This is a genomic window from Curtobacterium sp. S6, from assembly GCF_000710345.2.
Classification (GTDB): domain Bacteria; phylum Actinomycetota; class Actinomycetes; order Actinomycetales; family Micrococcaceae; genus Rothia.
Map to the genome: position 1 here is coordinate 1 of NZ_JHEL01000005.1, position 16,276 is coordinate 16,276.

At 66.4% G+C, this 16,276-nt stretch carries 11 protein-coding genes; 7 read left to right on the forward strand and 4 right to left on the reverse strand.

The window, feature by feature from the left end:
* Positions 1–271: 271 nt before the first annotated feature.
* Both CURSPS6_RS00035 and CURSPS6_RS00040 read right to left on the reverse strand, forming a co-directional pair.
* Positions 272–769, reverse strand: coding sequence for a GNAT family N-acetyltransferase (locus CURSPS6_RS00035; RefSeq protein ID WP_200910800.1), 498 nt, complete (start codon positions 767–769; stop codon positions 272–274).
* A gap of 112 nt (positions 770–881) precedes the next feature.
* Entirely contained in the window at positions 882–1,964 is a 1,083-nt protein-coding gene (locus CURSPS6_RS00040; protein WP_082469848.1) for a TDT family transporter, read from the reverse strand.
* 231 nt (positions 1,965–2,195) lie between these two features.
* Between CURSPS6_RS00040 and CURSPS6_RS00045 the strand changes: the two genes are divergently transcribed.
* The 7 genes from CURSPS6_RS00045 (at position 2,196) to CURSPS6_RS00075 (ending at position 15,241) form a co-directional block, all read left to right on the forward strand.
* Positions 2,196–4,190, forward strand: a complete 1,995-nt coding sequence (locus CURSPS6_RS00045) for a DUF6541 family protein (RefSeq protein WP_030013175.1) — start codon at positions 2,196–2,198, stop codon at positions 4,188–4,190.
* A 108-nt stretch (positions 4,191–4,298) separates the two neighbouring features.
* Positions 4,299–6,395, forward strand: a complete 2,097-nt coding sequence (locus CURSPS6_RS00050; RefSeq protein ID WP_030013176.1) for a DUF6541 family protein — start codon at positions 4,299–4,301, stop codon at positions 6,393–6,395.
* A gap of 100 nt (positions 6,396–6,495) precedes the next feature.
* A complete protein-coding gene (locus CURSPS6_RS00055) occupies positions 6,496–7,251 on the forward strand; it encodes a glycosyltransferase family 2 protein (protein WP_030013178.1) in 756 nt (251 codons plus the stop codon).
* Complete coding sequence (locus CURSPS6_RS12215) at positions 7,248–7,793, forward strand: DUF2304 domain-containing protein (RefSeq protein WP_082469849.1); 546 nt, start codon at positions 7,248–7,250, stop codon at positions 7,791–7,793. The genes CURSPS6_RS00055 and CURSPS6_RS12215 overlap by 4 nt, the downstream gene beginning before the upstream one ends.
* Positions 7,790–8,665, forward strand: coding sequence for a glycosyltransferase family 2 protein (locus CURSPS6_RS00065; protein WP_030013181.1), 876 nt, complete (start codon positions 7,790–7,792; stop codon positions 8,663–8,665). Before CURSPS6_RS12215 ends, CURSPS6_RS00065 begins: the two co-directional genes overlap by 4 nt.
* Before the next feature lie 8 nt (positions 8,666–8,673).
* On the forward strand, positions 8,674–10,068 hold the full coding sequence (locus CURSPS6_RS00070; RefSeq protein WP_235503633.1) for a hypothetical protein: 1,395 nt from the start codon (positions 8,674–8,676) through the stop codon (positions 10,066–10,068).
* Positions 10,069–10,246: 178 nt separating this feature from the next.
* Positions 10,247–15,241: an NAD-glutamate dehydrogenase gene (locus CURSPS6_RS00075; RefSeq protein WP_235503634.1), complete on the forward strand. Its 4,995-nt coding sequence runs from the start codon at positions 10,247–10,249 to the stop codon at positions 15,239–15,241.
* A 111-nt stretch (positions 15,242–15,352) separates the two neighbouring features.
* Here the strand turns inward: CURSPS6_RS00075 and CURSPS6_RS00080 are convergent, their stop codons facing one another.
* Both CURSPS6_RS00080 and CURSPS6_RS00085 read right to left on the reverse strand, forming a co-directional pair.
* Positions 15,353–15,724: a DUF202 domain-containing protein gene (locus tag CURSPS6_RS00080; protein WP_235503635.1), complete on the reverse strand. Its 372-nt coding sequence runs from the start codon at positions 15,722–15,724 to the stop codon at positions 15,353–15,355.
* Positions 15,721–16,098: a YidH family protein gene (locus tag CURSPS6_RS00085; protein ID WP_030013186.1), complete on the reverse strand. Its 378-nt coding sequence runs from the start codon at positions 16,096–16,098 to the stop codon at positions 15,721–15,723. Before CURSPS6_RS00085 ends, CURSPS6_RS00080 begins: the two co-directional genes overlap by 4 nt.
* Between the last annotated feature and the right edge of the window lie 178 nt (positions 16,099–16,276).

Sequence of the window (16,276 nt, forward strand, 5' to 3'; positions counted from 1 at the left end):
ACCCGGTAGGTGTGTGGGAGAGTAGGTCGCCGCCGAAAATATTTTTGTGAGTGTGTGGTGTGGGGGTTGTGACCCCCACACCACACCTGTTTAAGCACCATGAAGGTGTGGTCGCTGCATTCTGTGATGGCCCACAAGATATTCGCGAGTGCGGATGCGGGTCGCGATGCGGGTCGGGTTTTCCCCGGCCCGCATTGTGTATTTAAGGGGTGCCCTCGCCTTTTGCTTCCTCGGCGGGCGGGGCGTGCTCTGGTGGTACCGCGTCTGTCGCTCAGATCCCGGCGTCGTCCGGGACGAGAGACATGGGAGCGTGGTGTATGCCTGCCTCGTCGAAGTTGGGTCCGGTCCTCCGAAACCCGAAGCGTTCGTACCAGTGTTCAAGGTATGCCTGGGCGTGAATATTGATGATGCGACCTGGATATTCGGCGATCGCGCTTGTCAGCAGCAGGCCGGCCAGGCCCTGTCCGCGGTACCGGGGCGACGTCGCGACGCGGCCTATGGCCACCTGTTCGCTCGGCCGCGCGAGTGTCCTGAGGGTACACACCGGCTCTTCGTGATCCGAGATCCAAAAGGTCGTGGTGTCCTCCTCGAGGTCGAGACCGTCGAGGTCTGGCGTATCGGAAATGCCCTGCCCCATGGTGAAGACCTCGAACCGCAACTGCGCTATGCCATAGGTGATGCGGGGGTCCATGGATAGCCAGTGTCCGCTGTGAACGCGAGGCTGCCGGATAGCGTGGCCCGTCTCGTGGGCCTGACCCTTTTGATGCATAGCCTCAGACTACAAATTTTCGCTGGCCCGCGCCGGGATGAGTCTCGATCTCCGGGGGCAGGCTGGCGGAGCCGTGAGGGGCGCGGCGGCGGGTTGGCCGCGCCCCTCGTGACTAGTCGGTTTTCCTGGACCGGGCGACGTAAACCAGGGAGCCCGCCCCGGCGATGGCCCAGTGGATGGCCAACAGCACCGTCAACCAGAGCGACGTCGTGTGCCACCCCAGGAGGTAGGCGCCCAGGCTGGTCGTTCCGACCGGGAACACGATGGCCCACCAACCGGGGGAGAACGGCATATGTGCGATCAGCCCGCGGTAAGTGGTGCGCGCGGCCCACAGGCCGATCGGGATGCCGAGGCTCATCAGCACCACGCCGTAGGCGTGACCGATCGTCAGGACGGCATGCTCCGCCTCGGGGGTGAGGTAATGTCCGGCGGTCTTGGCCAGACTTTGCGCCGCCGCGGTCGACTGCCCCACGATTCCGAGCGGGATGAAGGACGACGCCGCCGCCGCCAGGGGCAACGACTTCTTGCTCCACTCGGCCGTGTACGTCACCGAAAAGACCGACAGACCGAGGGACAGCGCGATGAAGAAGCTACCCGCCGCGATGACGCCGACGAGGACCTGATTCATCGTCGAGGCCAGGTGCGGAAGAAGCTGTGCGCCGGTCGTGGCCGCGGCCATCGGGGCGATGATCGGCAGTCCCCACGTCGGCAGGGCGTGGTCGCAGTGTCCTTTCATGAGCTTCGCGGAGAATCCGACCGTCGCGAACAGGCCTAACGCCGTACCGATCACCCACATCACGGTGTCGATCCGCCACGCGAGGTCCGTGAGGTCAGGATTGAGCGAAGACAGAACGACGGCGGTGGATGAGCCGGTCGCCAGGTACCCGATGGGCACCAGTCCCCACGCGGCGGCCTGCGCGTTGGTGCGGATGGAGTTCGTGAAGACGGCCGGGTTCTTGATTCCCCGGGCGAGGAAGGCGATCGTCAGGAACACGAGCAGCACCCAGGTGACCGCCAAGAGGATGGTTGGCACCAGGGGCACGCCGTGAATCTCCAGGAGGCCGGAGATGATCGCGGTTCCCATGACGCTGCCAAACCACGGCGGCCCCGGAGGGAAGCCCGCGCCGGCGGGGGGTTCGGGAACGTTGCGGTCTTGGGGGAGGGGGCACGAAGATGTCTGAGTGTCTTGAGTCATAGTTTTAAGGGGTCGAAGGGAACATTCCGTGATGAAAAGGGTCGAGCGACGCGTCGATCGACCAAAGTTTGAAGTATAAGACGCGTCCGGTACGGGTTTTATTCCCTCGCCCCGGAAGCCCTCGCTCGGGTGGTGCGTCGCCCCATACCGTCACGTATCGAGCGGAAACTTTCGCTGGTCAGACGCACATGGTGTAATGCTCGAGATGCCATCTATGCCAGGGAGAGGTTCTTGATCGCAGCATTCATTGTGTGTGGGCTCCTCCTCATGGCCCCCGGCGGTGCTATCGCACTGGCCCTGCGTATCAAGGGATTTGATGTCCTCGCCCTGGCCCCGGTGCTCTCTCTGGGAGCCATCGGGCTGTCCGCGCTGCTGGGCGGAGCCGTCGGCATCGCCTGGAACCCGATCTCCCCCGTGGTGCTCGGTGCCCTCGCGGCGGGTCTCCTGTGGATCGGTCGGCGAGCGCTCATCCGTTTCCGGCCGCCGCCCGTCGAGACCGCCGCCCACGCCTCGCGCGTCCTGCGGAACGGCATCGGGCTAGGGGTATGGCTCGGGTTCGCCGCCGCGGTTGCCTTTGGGGTCGTTCACACGTTGAACCTCATCGGGTGGGACCTGGAAAATTTCTCCGACGCTTTCGACAACGTCTTTCACCTCAACGCGATCCGCTACATCATGGATCACGGCAACGCCAGCCCGTTCTTCCTCAGCACGATGACGACCGGCGGCGAGAAGCCCTATTTCTATCCCGACGTGTGGCACGCATTGGGTTCTCTCGTCACGTCGGTGACCGGCGTCAGCGTCCCCGCGGCCACCAACGTCATGACGATCTGGTTGATCTCGGTCGTCTGGCCGGCGAGCATGATGTTCTTCGTCCGGACCCTCTCGCGCAACCGGTACGCGTGGTTCCTGGCGGGCGTGCTCTCGAACGCCTTCGCGGCCTTTCCCTCGATCTTCATGTTTTGGGGGATCCTGTACCCCAACCTGATGTCTTACACCGTGGTCCCGGCCGTCTTGGGGCTCGGCGTCTGCGCTCTGCGGGTGGGATCTCCCGTGGTGACCCGTGGGCGCGCCTTGATCCTCGGCGTCGGCGCGCTCGGGGGCATGGCGCTGGCCCACCCCAGCGGCGTCCTCGTGTGCCTGGCCGTGATCTTGCCGGCCATGGTCTACCGCCTCATGTATCTAATTCGGTGGATTATCCGCGGACGTCGTGTCAGGCGCTCCTACCCGGCCATCGAATCCCTGCTCGTGCTGATCTTCATCGCGGGCATCCCGATCATTTGGGCGTTGCTCCGTCCGGCCAACGCGGTCCCGCAAAATTTCAAGATCACGCCGATCGGCGAGTCGGTGGTTCGCGTGTTGGCCATGGCGCCGGCCTTCGACACCCCGGGTTACGAGTCGTACCCCATCAGCATCGTGGGCGTCGTCGTGCTTCTCGTGGGCGCCGCGGTCCTGGTGGTGCAGCGCAAGAATATTTGGTTGCTGTGTTCCTACGGGCTCGTCGGGCTGCTGCTCATCGCCGGGATGACCTTCGCCTGGCCGATCCGTAACATCCTGACCGGGGCCTGGTACAACGACCGATTCCGGGTCTCCGCGATCCTTCCCATGGTGGGAGTCCCCATCATCGCCCTCGGCTTCGGAGCGCTGTGCGTCCTGGTCCGCCGCTATGTCACGAGCGCGTGGGGGCACGAGAACCGTGGCCGACGACGCGCCTTCACCCGCACCGTCGTGGTCGTGGTGGGCGTGGGCCTGTTCATCCCGCTGGCGACCAACTCCACGATGGTGTACACGGTCAGCCACGCGCAGGAGAGGTTCAGGATTTCACCCACCTCGCAGATGGTCACCTCCGACCGTTACGACGTCATGAGCCAGACGCCGCAGTTTCTGGGGCCGGGCGAAAAGGTGATCAACAACCCGTGGACCGGTGGCGGCATGGCCTACGGCCTATTCGGGATCACCACGACCTCTCATCACCTCCTCGAAAAGCTCGAGCCCGACGACGCGTACTTGTCCGCGCACCTGAATGAGGCTTTCGTGGACCCTCAGGTCTGTACGCTCGTGACTCGCAATAAGGCCTATTACGTGCTCGATTTCGCCGGTAAACCTTTCCTCAACAACAACGGAGGAGAGGCCTTCGCCGGGTTGGCCAATCTCGAGGCCGCGGGCGTCGCGACGCCTGTGTATCAGTCGGGTGAGGCCCGGCTGTTGCGGATCGACGTCTGCGAGTAAGGTCACCCCCGGGCCGAATGGCCTTCTGAGGGAACGCCCTGGACGTGGCACTACTATGGGGAGAGTTTGCCCAGACCCCGACCCAAGCGAACGGAGGCCACGGAGTCGATGGAGTGGTTGAGCCTGATCCCGGGATTCCTCGTGTGCGTCACGGTGCTGTTCGTGCCCGGGCTCCTGGTCACCATCGCCGCGCGCATGCGCGGGTTCGATGCCTTGGCTCTCGCTCCGGCCGTCTCGGTCGCGATCATCGCCGGTTCCGCCATGGTGGCGGCCAAAATCGGTGTCGGATGGGCCCTGTGGGTTCCCCTGGTCGCAGGCCTGCTGGTGGCCGTGGTCGTCGGAGCGGTCCTGTGGGGCACGCGGCGGCTCGGGATCTCCGATATTCCGCGCTCACGGGCGACCGTTTCCCATCGGCCCACCGGCGGCGTCGCGGTACGTCCCCCGTGGGGCGAGCCTTCCGGATCGTCGCGGTGGAAGCCCTCCGAACGACTCGGCGGGGAGCTCTCCCGGGGCCAGTGGCTCTCGCGAGGACAGCTCACCTACTGGATCACCTTCGCGCTCTCCGCGCTCCTGCTGGCGCGCACGGTCAAGAACTCGCTCGGCGGGCCCGAACGCTTCTCGCAATCCCTCGACAATAACTTCCACCTCAACGTGGTGCGATTCATCGCCGAAACGCACAACGGGTCGTCGCTGTTCGTCAACACGTTAACCTCGGGCGGCACCCGGCCCGCGTTTTACCCCGCGGCCTGGCACGACCTCGCCTCCCTGGTCTTCATGTCGGGGTCAACCGGCTCCGTGCCGATGGCCACCAACGCCGCGATCTTTGCGGTCGCGGGCGTCGTGTGGCCGCTATCGATGCTGTTCCTCATCCGGTCGACGATGCGGCTGAACCTGCCGGCGGTCCTCGCGGCCGGCCCGTTGCTGGCAGGTTTCAGCGCCTTTCCCGTCCTGTTGATCAAATTCGGGGTGCTGTACCCGAACTTCTTGGGCGTGGCCCTTTTGCCCGCGGGCGTGGGCATCGTCGTCAACTTCTTCCGGATGTCCACGGTGCGACGCCTCGACACCGTGCAGTGCGTCCTCCTGGGCGTGGTGACGGCCCTGGGCATCGGCCTGGCCCACCCGAATTCGCTCATGTCCCTGTTGGTCATCGCCGTCCCGATCGCGTTGATGCGGGCCATCCTGCAGATCGGCCGGGCGTTGACCCGCCGGGCCAATCCCTGGATGGTGCTGATCCAGGTGGTGCTGATCGCGGGCCTCTTCGCGCTGGTGTGGTGCCTCTGGGGGGTCATTCGCCCCGCGCCGGGCGCCTCGGGGTGGGGCCCCACGAGCTCGGACACCCAAGCATTCGGCGAGGCGTTGCTCAACAGCCCCCTCAGCGAGGTCTCGCCGCAGTGGGTCGTCTCGATCCTCGCGGTGCTCGGCGCCTTCACGATCCTGTACACGCGACGCAATCACTGGCTCGTGCTGTCGTACGGCGTCATCGTTTACTTCTATATCAGCATCCGCTGGCTCAACTGGGACCAGGACCGCATGTGGGTCACCGGGGTCTGGTACAACGACCCGTACCGCGTCGCGGCGCTCCTGCCGGTCGTGGCGATCCCCATGGCGGTCATCGCGGTTCACGGAATCACCAAGCTCCTCATGGACAGCCGGTTCAGCGCGCGCCTGAAGGGGCACCGCCGCCCGGTGATGACGAAGGCCGTGGGCGTGGCCGTGATGATCCTGCTCGCCGTGCTCACCCAGCACGCGAGACCGATGCAGGAGATCGTCGACCAGACCTACGCGACCTATCAGCCGCGCGCCGATTCCCCTCTTCTGACGACCGACGAACTCGACGTGATCGACCACGTGGACGGCATCGTGCCCCAAGACGAAACGATCGTGACCCAGCCGTGGACGGGAGGGTCCCTGGCGTACGCGCTCGCGGACCGACGCGTGACGGCGGCCCACGCCCTGTACATCCCCTCCCACGCGGCACACCTCCTCAATCGGTCGCTGAATCGGGCCGGCACCGACCCCGCGGTCTGCGCGGCCGTTCGCCAGGAACACGCCGGCTACGTGCTGGACTTCGGAACGCACGAGATCAACGGAGGCGACCACAGCGGTCAATATATGGGCCTGACAAACCTTGAGGAGCGAGGCGTCGCCACCACGGTGTACCAGTCGGGCGACGCGAAGCTTCTCAAGATCACGGCGTGCGGCTGAAACCATCGTTGACGTGCGACGACGGGATAAGGGGCTGGTCATGTGCACGCCACGTCCCGTACACGCCGGTCCGCCGGTGAGACGGTAGGGTAAAGGAATTATGGCGAACTCATCCGACGCTCAACGAACGCTGAGCTGCCTCATCATCATGCCCGCGTGGAATGAGGATGAAGTCATTGGATCCACCATCCGAGAGCTTCAGTCCACCATGCCGGATCACGATCTGCTGGTCGTCGACGACGGGTCGACGGACAACACCGCTCGCATCGCGCGTGCCGCCGGTGCCAGCGTTCTGCAGCTGCCCTACAACATGGGTGTCGGCGGAGCGATGCGCGCCGGGTTCAAATACGCGCAGAGATTGGATTACGATCGCGCCATCCAGGTGGACGCCGACGGGCAACACGATCCCCGCGACATCGAGCGCGTCCTCGACGGCTTGGCGAACGCGGACATCTCCATCGGCGCGCGTTTCGCCGAGAGGGGCAGTTACAAGGCCAACGGGCCCCGACGCTGGGCCATGAATCTTCTGGCCGCGATGTTCTCGCGAGTCGCCAAGACGCGCCTGACCGACGTCACGAGCGGCTTCCGCGCCGCGAACCGTCGGGCGATCTCCCAGTACTGCCGGTATTTCCCGGCCGAATACCTCGGCGACACGATCGATTCCCTCGCGATGGCGCTGCGGGCGGGCCTCACGGTCACCCAGGTGCCCGTCGAGATGCGAGAGCGACAAGCCGGGACGCCGTCGAACAACCCCTATAAGGCCGCGATCTATCTGATCCGTTCCATGTTCTCCTTCTTTATTTCCATGACGCGCAAGCGCATCAGCCTGAACGACGCCGAGGGAGGCCGCGAATGACCACGGCATCCATTTTTTTCCTGGTCCTGGGCCTGATCCTCGTGATCGCCGTCCTGCGACTCGTCCGAAACCTGAAGCTCCGCGAGAAGTACGCGGCCCTCTGGCTCTTGACGGCCCTGGTCATCGCGGTTCTGATGGTCTTCCCCCGGTTGCTGGACAAGGTCTCGTCGCTGGTGGGGGTGGCCACCCCGGTGAACCTGCTCTTCCTGATCGGCCTGGTCCTGCTCCTCGGGGTGTGCCTCCACCTGTCCCTGGAGATCTCCCGGCTCGAGGACGAAACGCGGGTCCTGGCCGAAGAGGCCGCGATCCAGCGCTCGCTGCTGAACCGTCAGCTCGAGGCGATCAGCCGAAACCGGAATCCCACGCAGTCGATGCCGGTGATCCAGTTCGACGAGGACGGCAACGCCGAGACCATCGACGCCCGCGGATCCCGTGCCGCGGGGGCCCCCGATAACCTCCGGGGCAGACCACGGCCCACGAACGACATTCCGCACGACCCCATCGCAGATGCAGATCACAACGACCCCACGGAGAAGCCATGACTGTTGACATTTTGTTCCCCTACTACGGAGACGTCGCCCTCATGAAGCAGGCGGTCGAATCCGTCCTGCACCAGACCAACGACGACTGGCGCCTCATCGTCGTCGACGACGGTTACCCCGACGAGTCGATCCCCGGCTGGTTCGCCTCGCTCAACGACGAGCGCGTGACCTACCTGCGCAACGAGAAGAATCTCGGCGCAAACGGCAACTACCGCAAGTGCCTGACCTTCGTGGAAAACGAGCTTGTGGTCGTGATGGGCGCCGACGACGTCATGATGCCGAACTACATCGAGTGGTTCACCCGGGCCGCCCGCGAGCACCCCGAGGCCGGGATTTTCCAGCCCGGCGTGTTCGTGATCGACGAGAACAACGCACCCTCCAACACCCTGGTCGAAAAGACCAAGGCCTTCTACCGCCCCAACGGCACCACGGTGCTCAAGGGCGAGGACCTTGCCGTCTCGATTCTGCGCGGTGACTGGCTGTACTTCCCGTCCCTCGGCTGGCGCGCCGAGACCATCGTCGGGCTGGGCTTCCGCGAAGGCCTCGACGTGGTCCAGGACATGTGCCTGGTCATGGACGTCGCGATGTCCGGCGGTGCCCTGTTCTACGACGAGACCGCGGCCTTCATGTACCGCCGCCACAAGGCCTCCGACTCCTCGTGGCGTGCCCTGGACGGAACCCGCTTCGACGAGGAACGACGCTTCTTCGAGACGATGCGCGAAGAGATGTCCGAGCTCGGCTGGAATAAGGCCGCCAATGTGGCGCGCCTGCACCTGTCGTCGCGCCTGCACGCGGCGAGCCTGCTGCCCAAGGCCGCCAAGATTCAGAACTGGGGCGGGGTTAAGAACCTCGCGACCCACCTGGTCAAGTAGGGCGACGCGTGGTTCGAGTCGGTGAGGGGGAGGCCCCCGACGCCAGCGGCGTGGGCTCCGAGGTGACGGGCCAGAACAGCCCGGGGCAGAAGTCCATCACCAAGCGGGAATCCTCGGTGATCCTGCTGGCGTCGCTGGTCTCGGCGGTCTCCGCGCTGGGGGCGACCTTCATCGCCAAACACGCGCTGACCGGCGAGGCGGTCACCGAATTCCTCGTCTTCTGGTCTGCCCTGTTCGGCATCTACGGGATCGTCGCGGGCCTGCAGCAGGAGACGACCCGCGCGGTCGGCGCCGCCGAGCTGAACGCTCGGGCCGGCTCGGGCCCGTCGACGGGGGCCCGCGTCATGACGGTGGCCGGGGGTTTCGGCCTGGCCATCGCGCTGCTGGTGGGGGTGACCTCACCGGTATGGGCGAAGGGTCAGGTGCCCAGCGGAACGGGCTGGGCGGTTTTCCTGCTGTGCCTTGGACCGTGCCTCTACGCGATCCACTCCGCGATGAGCGGGGCGGCGGCCGGTCGGCAGAAGTGGTTCCAATTTGCCGGGCTCGGCGGTGGAGAGGCCGCGTGGCGCCTGATCGCGATGGTCCTCGTTGGCGTCGTGGCCGGCTCGATCGGCGGGCTCGAGACGGCAGCGGTCTCCCCGATTCTGCTGTGGATCCTCATCGTCGCGTTCACCCGCGAGGGGCGGCGTAGCTTTGCGGCCCGAGCCGACGTCGGCGCCGGACGCTTCGTCCAGAACGTCCTGTTCGCGATGGGTTCCTCCGCGGCCTCGGCCGTTCTGATGGTCGGATTGCCCGTGGTCCTCAAGGCTAGCGTGGGCGATGACGCGTCGAGCTACACCAAAATCGGCATGGGCGCGCTGATCCTGGCCATCTCGATCACCCGCTCGCCAATCATGATCCCGCTCCAGGCGTTCCAGGGCGTGGCGATCTCGGCGTTCCTGAAACAACGCCACCGGCCGGTCGCCGCGATGGTCAAGCCCTCGGGCGCCCTGCTGGGCATCGGCGCGGTGGGTGCGGCCCTGGCGTGGCTCATCGGTCCGTGGTTGTTCTTCCTGATCTACGCGCCCAAACCCGAGGAATCCGCGGCCTATCACGACGTCATCCACGGGTGGTTGCTGGGCACGTTGACCTTCGGCTCGGCGATCATGGCCCTGCTCGTGCTCTCGGGCACCGCCGTCTTGGCGCTCAATGCCCACCGCTTGTACATCGTGGGGTGGGTCGTCGCGGCCGTCATCGCGATCGCGTTGCTCTTCCTCCCGCTGGGGCTCGTGCCCCGCACCCTCATCGCGCTGTACGTGGGCCCGGCCTGCGGGTTTGCGGTGCATCTGGCCGGGATGGTCGCGATCTCGAAGAGCGTCCGGCACCGGCCGGATACCGAGGGTTCACGCGAGGCCGACGACTGAGTTTGGTGCCTCGCGAAGGGCCCCGTTCGGGGAGAACCCACCGGGTGATGGCAACTTTTGTTGCCCACAGCAAAACCGAGGCGGTGCCAGGCTGAATTTCCGCGCCCGAGGTGGGTATCCTATGGGAGGTAAAGACAACCACAACGAGGTGGTTCAGTCTTCTAGGAAGGTTATTGACGTGCCATTAAACCAGCAGTCCGGCCCCGACGAGTCCGAACATCGGAATCCGCACCGTGGATCCGGCATCGGAGGCGACCACGGGGATCGCGAAGCCTGGATCGATACGTATTATCAGCACGCAACGCAGGACGACTTGGGTGAGTTCAGCGATGATGAGCTGGCCCAGCGCGCCCGGTTGCACCGGGAACTCGCCGAGAAGCGTGAGCCCGGCGGAACCAATGTCGAGGTCGTGCACCACGGCAGCTCGTGGATTCTGATGGTCGTCACCGACGACATGCCGTTCCTCGTCTCGACCGTCACCTCGGAAGTGGCGGCCCAGTACGGTGGCTCGGACGCCCTGTTCCACCCCCTCTTCATCGTCCACCGGAATCGCCAGACGGGGGCCATCGAGGAGCTCCGCGGGTTGAACCTGAAGCAGCCCGTCGCCAGCGGTGACACGGCGGTTCTCCCGTCCCTCGGCCGCGCCTCCGGACGCGACAGCGCCGTCGAGTCCTGGATCTCCGTGGAACTGTTGGGGTGCCACTCCGAACAGACCGCCCAGGAGGTCACCCGTAGCGTGCGCACGGTCCTCGACGACGTCCGCCGCGCCAACGACGACGCCGAGGCGATTCGCGACAAGGTCATTGCGCTCTCCGAGCGCGTCGGTTCCCTCCCGGAGCCCGCGCGCAACGGTTCGTCGGACGCGCCCGACGCCGCCGAGCACCCGCGCGTGGTCCAGGAATTCCTGAACTGGTTGGCCAGGGATAACTTCCTTTTCTTCGGATACAAGGAGAGGGACCTGCGCGACGGCGCTCAGGGACCGAGCATCTGCGACCGCCCCGGAACCGGATTGGGCATCCTCGCGGAGCGCTCGGATCCCTCGACCGAGGGCACCGTGGGCCCGCACTGCAAGCACCTGACCGGGCTGTCGAAGGACAACGCTCGGGATTCCAAGATCGTTTACATCACCAAGGCGAATTCGCGCTCGACGATCCACCGTCACGAGTACCTCGATTACGTGGGCATCCGCGATATCGATTCCCACGGGCGAGTCGTCGGCGAGTACGTCCTCCTGGGCCTCTTCTCGCTCCAGGCCTACTCCCTCCCGGCCACCGAAGCGCCGCTGATGCGAGAGCGGGTTCGCGTGATCCGCAACCGTCTCGGCTTCCAGCCCGGTTCCCACTCGGACAAGACCCTGACCGGCATGATCGAGGACTACCCGCGCCTCGAAATGCTGCAGGCGGACCAAGACTCCCTGACGGAGACCTTCGCCGGGATCATCGGCCTGGAAGAGCGACGCCGCACGCGTCTGTTCCTGCGCCCGGATGAGTTCGGCCGGTTCGTCTCCGCGGTGGTCTTCCTCCCGCGAGATCGCTATAACACGGGCGTTCGGTTGCGCATCGAAAAGGTCCTCTACGAGGCGATGGACCTCGCCTCGATCGACTTCGAGGTCCGGCACTCGGCCTCGGCCCTGGCCAGGCTCTTCCTGCGGTTGCGCCTGAGCGAGCCCAACCAGATCCCCGAGATCGACGTGGCCGCGCTGGAGAAGAAGCTCCAGGCCGCGACCCGGTCGTGGCCCGAGGCCCTCGAGGAAGCCCTCGGAGAGAAAAATAAGCAGCTCGTGGCTCGCTGGCTCGACGCGGCCCCGGTCGCCTACCGCGCGGACTACGAGATTCCCGAAGCCGTGGCCGACGCCGCGATCTTCGAGGAACTCGAATCCGCCGGGCCCGCGCGCCCCGCGGCCGTGCGGATCCACGGGACCGGCCGGACGGCGGGCGCCAACGGCGTCGAGAACGAGTACCGGCTCAAGACCTATCTGTGCGAACCGAAGACCCTGACCGAGCTCCTGCCGATCATGCAGAACCTCGGCCTGACCGTCGTCGACCAGAAGCCCTACGACCTGACGACCGCCGACGGCCGCAACTTCCTGCTCTACGACTTCGGCGTGACCTTCCCCAAGGGCGTGGTCCCGGAAGAGGTCGGAGACCTCTACGAGGAAGCCCTCTGCGCGGTCCTCGCCGGACGCGCCGAATCGGACTCGCTGGACCGGCTGGTCCTCGGGGAGAAGCTGCCGTGGCACACCGTTTCGGTGTTGCGTGCGTACGTCCGTTACCTCGTGCAGCTCGGCACGGGGCTGTCGCAGAGCTTCATGGCGGATACGCTGCTGGCCAACCACGACGTCACGCGCCTGGTCGTGCGCCTGTTCGAGTCCAGCTTCGACCCGGCGACCGGCGAGTCGAGCGAGCAGCGGCTCGCGCGGCGGACCGAGATCCTCTCCGAGATCGAGACGGCCCTCAACAAGGTGCCCACCCTGGACGCCGACAAGATGCTCCGCGCGCTGACGGAGGTCGTCGCCGCGACCGTGCGCACCAACGCGTACGTCGGACACGACTCGATCGCGGTCAAGTTGCTCCCGCAAAAGATCGCCTCGGCACCGTTGCCGCGCCCCGAATACGAGATCTGGGTGTACTCGCCCCGGGTCGAGGGCGTGCACCTGCGCTTTGGCGACATCGCCCGCGGCGGCCTGCGCTGGTCCGACCGGCGCGAAGATTTCCGCACTGAGGTGCTCGGCCTGGTCAAGGCGCAGATGGTTAAGAACGCCGTGATCGTCCCGACCGGGGCCAAGGGCGGCTTCTTCGCCAAGCAACTCCCGGACCCCGCCAAGGACCGCGAGGCCTGGATGACCGAGGGCAAGGGAGCCTACAGCCTGTTCATCCGTTCCCTGCTGGACGTGACCGATAACCTCGTGACCGACGAATCCGGCCGGGAGAACGTGGTGACGCCCGAGAACGTCGTCGCGCTCGACGGCCGCGACACCTACCTGGTGGTCGCCGCGGATAAGGGCACCGCGTCCTTCTCCGACCTGGCCAATTCGATCTCCCAGGAGTACGGCTTCTGGCTGGGCGACGCGTTCGCCTCGGGGGGATCGGTCGGCTACGACCACAAGGCCATGGGCATCACCGCCCGCGGCGCGTGGGAATCCGTCAAGCGGCACTTCGCCGAGCTGGGTATCGACTGCCAGACCGACGAGTTCACCGCGGTCGGCGTGGGCGACATGTCCGGCGACGTGTTCGGCAACGGCATGTTGCGGTCCAAGCACACCAAGCTCGTGGCCGCCTTTGACCACCGCGATATCTTCATCGACCCGAACCCCGATACCGCCGCGTCCTTCGCGGAACGTCAGCGCCTCTACGACACGCCGCGCTCCTCGTGGCAGGACTACGATCGCTCGCTGATCTCGGCGGGCGGCGGCGTGTTCTCCCGCGCGGAGAAGTCGATCACCCTGACGCCCGAGATCCGGCAGCTCCTGGACCTGCCCGAGAACGTCACGCGTCTGGCGCCCGCCGATCTGGTCTCCGCGATCCTCAAGGCCCCGGTGGACCTGCTCTACAACGGCGGCATCGGAACCTACGTCAAGGCCGCGTCCGAGACCAACGGCGAGGTCGGGGATAAGGCCAACGATGTGCTGCGCGTCAACGGCGAGGACCTGCGGGTCCGCGTGGTCGGCGAGGGCGGCAACCTCGGGATGACCCAGTTGGGCCGCATCGAGGCCGCCCGCAAGGGAATCCTCGTCAACACCGACGCCATCGACAACTCCGCCGGCGTGGAGACCTCCGACCGCGAGGTCAACATCAAGATCCTCGTGGACCGCCTGGTCGCCAAGGGGCTCCTGGACCCGGAGGAGCGGGCGTCCTTCATCGAGGCCCAAACCGACGCCGTGCGGAGCCTGGTCCTCGAGACCAACCGCGAGCAGAACGGCCTGTTGCAGGCCGAGCGCATGGGCACCATGCCCACCAACACGACCGCGGCGCGCCTGATGGATCACCTCGAGGAGCACGCGGGGCTCAACCGTGAGATCGAGTTCCTGCCCTCCGACGACGAGCTCGAGGAACGCATCGCCGACGGGTGGGGGCTGACCGGCCCCGAGCTCGCGGTGCTGACCGCCTACGTCAAGATTCACCTGACGAGCGCGCTGCTCGAGAGCGGCTTCGGCAACGATCCGTGGCTCGAGCAGATTTTGGACGAGTACTTCCCCGAGGCCGTGACCGGCCGTTACGGGCAGTACCTCGCCGAGCACCCGTTGCGTCGGGAGATCATCTGCACGCGCGTGGCCAACGAAATGGTCAACGTCGCGGGCATCACCTATGCGTACCGGGCGATCGAGGAGACGGGGGCGTCGGCCGCGACCGTCGCCAGCGCGTTCCTCGTGACGCGCGAGCTGTTCCAGGTGCGCGAGCTCATGGCGCAGCACCGCGATCTGCCCGCGAGCATCGGCCTGCCGGCGTGGCGTTCCATCGCCCGTGAAATCCAGCGCCTGATCGATCGTGCCACCCGGTGGCTGATCAACGAGGGCTCCTTGGCGACCGGCGACCTGCGTCACGAGGTGCCGGAACACCTCCAGATCAAGGCCGTGATCGAGCGGTTCGCCCCGGCGCTGGGCCTGGCCCCCGAGGTTCCGGAGCTTCTGGGCGAAGACACCGCGGAACAGCTGCGGGATCGCGAGCGGAAGGCCCTGTCCTGGGATATCCCCGAGGAGCTCGCGGCGCGGTGGGCGCGTCTGCTGGACGTGTACCCGCTCATGGATATCGCGGTGCTCAACGAGGAGACGGACTGCAGCCTGCGGGAACCCGCGTTGCTGTACTACGCGCTGTCGGATCGCTTCGACATCGACCGGTTGCTCATGGCGGTCTCGCGCCTGCCGCGCACCGACCGCTGGGAGACCCTGGCGCGTTCGTCGTTGCGGTCGGATCTCTACGAGACCGTTGCGGCGCTGACCGTGTCCGTGGCCCGGGAGATCTCCGAGGGCGAGTTGAGCGACGGGGGAGCCACCTGGCCCGAGGATCCCGCGTCCGCGCGACGGATCGTGGGCGCGTGGGAAGAGATGCACCCCGTGCACTCTGCCCGCATCGAGCGGCTCATGGGTGAGCTCAGCCGGGAGCTCGACGGCGGCGACTCCGCCCCGCGCCTGGCGACCCTCTCGGTCGCGGTGCGCACCCTGCGCGGCCTGATCTGATCGATCGCCGTCCCTTCCCCGGGGACGCCTGAGGCGGCGCGATGGCACGAGCCATCGCGCCGCTCGGCGTTTAACGGGCGAAACGCTGGGAGCGTGGAGGGCGCCGGTCCGCTACCCGGTGGGGAGCAGGACGAGCGCCGCGGCCATCGCGCACATCGCGGCGATCGCCGCGGAGGTCGCCGCCACGGAGACCGGGTCGGCCCGAAGGCTTCCCCGCCGGAGGCCGTGGGTCTGGCGGCGATAGCGACGTCGTTGCGTGGCGTAGATCGACGCGGCGATCCCGATCGCGAGCAGGCTGAGCAGCACGGTCCACGCACCGAAGTGGGGGAGCCAGCGCAGATAGGAGACCCCGATGACCCCGATGGCTAAGAGCGTGCGGCCCCACGCGAGGACGGTCCGCTCGGGCTGAAGCCCGGGATCGGCGGGGGCGGCCACGCGGTTCGGCGGAGCGGACCCGTCTGCCGGGAGGCGTCGCGCGGTCACCGCAGGATCATCGCGAGGATCAGCAGCGCCGCGGCCGCCGCGCCCACGCTGAGCAACGGAACGATCAGCGGCAGGCTCAGCGGCCGGCCGCGCCTCAGCCGATTCTCGGTGCGCCACCAGCGGACGGCGGCGCCGATGCTGAGGAGAAAGGCCATTGCGATGACGAGGAGCGCCAGCCCTCGGTGAATCGCTTCCGGGAAGACGCCGTTGCCGATGGCCTCGAGGGCGATGCCGCCCGCCAGAAACGCGAGGGCCGTGCGAATCCACGCCAAAAAGGTGCGCTCGTTCGCGAGGGTGAATCGGGGGTCAGGCTCTTCTCCGCCGGGCAGGACGGTTCGGGAAATCCAGTCGCGCGATTCGTCGTCTTCGCTCATGAAACCTCCGGTTGATTCCTGCTTCACACTATATTGCGCCCCCGGGGATTCCTGGCTGAACGATCGGGACGCACCGAGTGTCTAGGTGTTGCGGGTCATGACGTTGTTTACACGCAACGGAGGCTCGGGTGGGTGTTACCTGTGGCGACAGGTCGGCAGGTGAGGGGCTCATCGCATG

Bases quoted from the DNA above. Each gene is read 5' to 3' on its own strand.
- CURSPS6_RS00065 (WP_030013181.1), top strand. From the start codon at position 7,790: ATGACTGTTGACATTTTGTTCCCCTACTACGGAGACGTCGCCCTCATG.
- CURSPS6_RS00085 (WP_030013186.1), bottom strand. From the start codon at position 16,098: ATGAGCGAAGACGACGAATCGCGCGACTGGATTTCCCGAACCGTCCTG.
- CURSPS6_RS00040 (WP_082469848.1), bottom strand. From the start codon at position 1,964: ATGACTCAAGACACTCAGACATCTTCGTGCCCCCTCCCCCAAGACCGC.
- CURSPS6_RS00055 (WP_030013178.1), top strand. From the start codon at position 6,496: ATGGCGAACTCATCCGACGCTCAACGAACGCTGAGCTGCCTCATCATC.
- CURSPS6_RS00035 (WP_200910800.1), bottom strand. From the start codon at position 769: ATGCATCAAAAGGGTCAGGCCCACGAGACGGGCCACGCTATCCGGCAG.
- CURSPS6_RS12215 (WP_082469849.1), top strand. From the start codon at position 7,248: ATGACCACGGCATCCATTTTTTTCCTGGTCCTGGGCCTGATCCTCGTG.
- CURSPS6_RS00050 (WP_030013176.1), top strand. From the start codon at position 4,299: ATGGAGTGGTTGAGCCTGATCCCGGGATTCCTCGTGTGCGTCACGGTG.